The sequence below is a fragment of the Pseudomonas sp. Pseusp97 genome (genome assembly GCF_047304025.1).
Taxonomy (GTDB): Bacteria; Pseudomonadota; Gammaproteobacteria; order Pseudomonadales; family Pseudomonadaceae; genus Pseudomonas.
The window spans coordinates 1-4,367 of the sequence record NZ_JBGLYK010000325.1; the positions used below are offsets into that span (position 1 = coordinate 1).

A 4,367-nucleotide genomic window follows, 5' to 3' on the forward strand; every position below is an offset into this window, starting at 1 on the left:
TCCGCGAAATCCTTCAGCGCACTGCGTAACCACCGGTCAACACCATCGGGCGTACAACCGCCAACGATCGTATGCGATACACGGGGTGCGGAATTACATCGCAGCGAAATGCGCCAGCATCCGCTCGGCGTCGGCCTCCACCCCACTGAACAGTTCGAACGCCTTCACCGCCTGGAACACCGCCATGTTGCCGCCATCCAGCGTGCGGCAGCCGAGGCTGCGGGCATGCCTGAGCAACTCGGTCTCCAGCGGGAAGTAGATGATCTCCGCCACCCACAGGCCCGAGTGCAGCAGCTCCAGCGGCAGCGGTGCGCCGGGCAGCTTGGCCATGCCCACCGGGGTGGTGTTGACCAGCCCGTCCGCTTCCGCCACTGCGCCGGCCAGGTCGTGGCCGACCCGCGCGCGCTGGCCGCCGAAATGGGCGTTGAGGTTGTCCACCAGTGCCTGCGCGCGGGCCGGATTCACTTCGAAGATCGTCAGTTGCCGCACGCCCTCGCTGAGCAACGCGTGGGCGACTGCAGCGCCTGCGCCGCCAGCGCCCAGTTGCACTACGCGCTCGCGCGAGGCGTCGCTGAGGTTGCGCCGGAAGCCTTCGGCAAAGCCCAGGCAATCGGTGTTGTGGCCGATGCGCTTGCCATCGCGCAACACGACGGTATTCACCGCGCCGATGCCGCGCGCCTCGTCGGACAGCTCGTGCAGCAGCGGCATCACCGCCTGCTTGCAGGGGAAGGTGATGTTCAGCCCGGTGTAGCCCATGCGCTCGGCGGCGGCGAGCAGGTCGGGCAGGGCGCCGGCATCGACGCCGAGGGTGTCCAGGTCGATCAGCCGGTAGAGATAGCGCAGCCCCTGGGCATCGCCCTCGCGTTCGTGCAGGGCCGGGGTGCGCGAAGCCTGGATGCCGGCGCCGATCAGGCCGGCCAGCACGGTGCGGTATGTGTTCAAGGCGCTCACCCCTTCAACAGCCTGGCGAAGTGCTGGATGCCGGTGCGGTAGCCGTCGCTGCCCAGCCCGGCGATGACGCCCACGGCGATGCCGGAGACGAACGAGTGATGGCGGAACTCCTCGCGCTTGTGCACGTTGGACAGGTGCACTTCGATAACCGGCAGCTCCACGGCGGCGAGCGCATCGCGGATGGCCACCGAGGTGTGCGTCCAGGCGGCCGGGTTGATCAGGATGCCGGCGCAGCGTCCGCGCGCCTGGTGGACCCAGTCGATCAACTGGCCTTCGTGGTTGGTCTGGCGAAATTCGATTTCCAGGCCGTTCTCGACGCCGGTGCGCTGGCAGAGTGCGGCGATGTCGTCGAGGGTTTCGTGGCCGTAGGTCGCGGGCTCGCGGGTGCCGAGCAGGTTGAGGTTCGGCCCGTTGAGCACGAGCAGGGTGTAGGTCATGAAGGGTGGCTCCGTTGTTTTTGTATGGCCGTGAGGAAAAGGCCTATGGGAGCAAAAATGTACCAAATGGTTAATTTGGTCAATGTGGGTCGGGGTGAAAGAACTTTGTGGCGAAAATCCAGCGAAAATGGCCAGTACGGAGTTAACGTCGAGCATTAGCCAGGTTACCGACCTGATTTGCAGATAGGGACGAATCCACAATCCGTGCGGTGATCGACCACGCGGCGGCGTCCCGTCCCACGTAGGAGCGAGCTTGCTCGCGAACAAACTAGTCGCGGGGCTTCAAGGTTCGCGAGCAAGCTCGCTCCTGCAGCGCGTAGGGCGAATAACGCGCCAGTGTTATCCGCCGCCAGGTCAGCGGCGGATAACCCGTTCCGGGTTATGCGCCCTACGCTGGACGCAGAGTCCACCGATACTCATGGCGCACCCGGCGACACCGTACCTGTAGGAGCGAGCTTGCTCGCGAACCCGCCCAGCCGCGATGCAACCGGAAACACCTGTTCGCGAGCAAGAACTGGGCGTCCCCCTCGATCCTACGAAAAGCTGCTACCGCGAACGCCTTCCCCGTCGGCAGAACCGTAGGGCGATTCATCCCCGCGCGGACACCACCGGCAAAAAAAGACCCGCCAAACAGCGGGTCAGGAGGGGGAAGCCTGGGGGGCAGGCCGGTTGGAGAGCCGGTATCAGACGTGCAAGGCATGCCCCAGCGCGCGCAGCGCAGCTTCCTGCACCGCCTCGCCGAGGGTCGGGTGGGCGTGGATGGTGCCGGCGATATCTTCCAGGCAGGCGGCCATTTCCAGCGATTGCACGAAGGCCGTGGACAGCTCCGAGACCGCCTTGCCCACGGCCTGCCAACCGAGGATCAGGTGGTTGTCCTTGCGTGCCACCACGCGGACGAAGCCATCGCTGGATTCCAGGGTCATGGCGCGGCCGTTGGCGGCGAACGGGAAGCTCGCGGTCAGCACCTCGAAGCCCGCAGCCTGGGCCCGTTCCGGCGACAGCCCGACCACCACCACTTCCGGATCGGTGAAGCACACCGCCGGGATTGCCGTGGGGGTGAAAGCGCGGCGCTTGCCGGCGATGATCTCGGCGACCATCTCGCCCTGGGCCATGGCTCGGTGCGCCAGCATGGGCTCGCCGGCGATGTCGCCGATGGCCCAGACGTCGCGCATGGACGTCTTGCACTGCTCGTCGACTTTCACCGCGCGACCGTTCATGTCCAGGCTCAGGCTTTCGAGATTCCAACCCGTGGTATTGGGGTGGCGGCCGACAGCGACCAGCACCTGGTCAGTCTCGATCACCCGCTGCGAACCGGCGCCATCCTGCACGCGCAGGCCTTTGCCGTCCGGCTCCATGCCCATCACGCTGTGGCCCAGGTACAGCTCGATGCCCAGCTTGCGCAGCGAGTTGGCCACCGGCTTGGTCAGCTCCTCGTCATAGGTCGGCAGGATGCGCGGCTGCGCTTCCACCACCGTGACTTCCACGCCGAGCTTGCGGTAGGCGGTGCCCAGTTCCAGGCCGATATAACCGCCGCCGACGACCGCCAGGCGCTTGGGCAGCGTTTTCGGCGCCAGCGCCTCGGTGGAGGAGATGACGTTGCCGCCCACTGGCAGGAAGGGTAGCTCCACCGATTTCGAGCCAGCCGCCAGCAGCAGGTGCTCGGTGTGAATGTGCTGGCTGCCGCCTTCGGCAAGCTCGACCTCGACGGTCTTGCCGTCGACGATCTTCGCCCAGCCGTTGACCACGATGACGCCATGCTTCTTCAGTAGCGCAGCGACGCCAGTGGTCAGGCGGTCGACGATGCCGTCCTTCCATTCCACGGTGCGCTGGATGTCGATGCTCGGCGCCTGCACGCTGATGCCCAGCGGCGACTTGCCGGCGAACTCGCGGGCTTTCAAATATTCCTCGGCAGCGTGGATCAGCGCCTTGGAAGGAATGCAGCCGATGTTCAGGCAGGTACCGCCCAGGGCGGCACCTTCCACCAGCACGGTACGGATGCCCAGCTGGCCGGCGCGGATTGCCGCGACGTAGCCGCCAGGGCCGCCACCGATCACCAGCAGGGTGGTTTCGAGAGTCTGGTTCTGTTTCATGTCAGCGGCTTCCGTCAATCGATGAACAGGGTGGCGGGATGTTCGAGCAGGGCACGCACGGCCTGGATGAAGGCCGCCGCGTCCATGCCGTCGACCACCCGGTGATCGAAGGACGAGGACAGGTTCATCATCTTGCGCACGACTACCTGGCCGTTGACCACCATGGGCCGCTCGACCATGCGGTTGACGCCGACTATGGCCACTTCCGGGTAGTTGATCACCGGCGTGCTGACGATGCCGCCCAGGGCGCCGAGGCTGCTCAGGGTGATGGTCGAGCCGGAAAGCTCCTCGCGGCTGGCCTTGCCGTGGCGCGCGGCTTCGGCGAGGCGCGCCACTTCCGCGGAGTTGCCCCACAGGTCGCGGGATTCGGCGTTGCGCAGCACCGGCACCATCAGGCCGTTGTCGCTCTGGGTGGCGACGCCCAGGTGCACGGCCCCGTAGCGGGTGATCACGTCGGCTTCGTCGTCATAGCGCGCGTTGAGCTGCGGGAAGTCGCGCAGGGCGACGACCATGGCGCGGGCGATGAAGGGCAGCAGGGTGAGCTTGCCGCGTGCCGCAGCGTGCTTGGCGTTGAGATGGACGCGCAGCGCTTCGAGGTCGGTGACGTCGATTTCCTCGACATAGCTGAAGTGCGGGATGCGCCGCTTGGCCTCGGCCATCTTCTGCGCGATCTTGCGGCGCAGGCCGATCACCGGGATCTGGTGCTCGTCGTGGCGCGCGGCGTAGCCGGAGGCAATGGTCGCGCCACCGTGTTCCAGGTAATGCTCCAGGTCTTCGCGCAGGATGCGCCCGGCCGGGCCGCTGCCCTGGACGAACTGCAGTTCCACGCCCAGATCACGGGCGCGCTGGCGTACCGCCGGCGAGGCCAGCGGCTTCTCGCCCGGTGCGC

4 protein-coding genes are annotated in these 4,367 nt (G+C 66.5%); all 4 read right to left on the minus strand.

The genetic code is table 11. The features are described 5' to 3' along the window. Positions 1–93 precede the first annotated feature (93 nt). Positions 94–942 carry a shikimate dehydrogenase gene (locus ACCC94_RS28090; RefSeq protein WP_413352870.1) on the minus strand — a complete coding sequence of 283 codons (849 nt, stop codon included), beginning with the start codon at positions 940–942 and terminating at the stop codon, positions 94–96. 5 nt (positions 943–947) lie between these two features. After that, on the minus strand, positions 948–1,388 hold the full coding sequence (aroQ, locus tag ACCC94_RS28095; protein ID WP_413352871.1) for a type II 3-dehydroquinate dehydratase: 441 nt from the start codon (positions 1,386–1,388) through the stop codon (positions 948–950). 683 nt (positions 1,389–2,071) lie between these two features. Further along, on the minus strand, positions 2,072–3,478 hold the full coding sequence (lpdA, locus tag ACCC94_RS28100; protein ID WP_413352873.1) for a dihydrolipoyl dehydrogenase: 1,407 nt from the start codon (positions 3,476–3,478) through the stop codon (positions 2,072–2,074). A gap of 14 nt (positions 3,479–3,492) precedes the next feature. Next, a partial coding sequence (locus tag ACCC94_RS28105) for a dihydrolipoamide acetyltransferase family protein (protein ID WP_413352874.1) occupies positions 3,493–4,367 on the minus strand: 875 nt, incomplete at its 5' end.

Coding starts and splice junctions, on each gene's coding strand:
- lpdA (WP_413352873.1), bottom strand. CDS start 3,478: ATGAAACAGAACCAGACTCTCGAAACCACCCTGCTGGTGATCGGTGGC.
- aroQ (WP_413352871.1), bottom strand. CDS start 1,388: ATGACCTACACCCTGCTCGTGCTCAACGGGCCGAACCTCAACCTGCTC.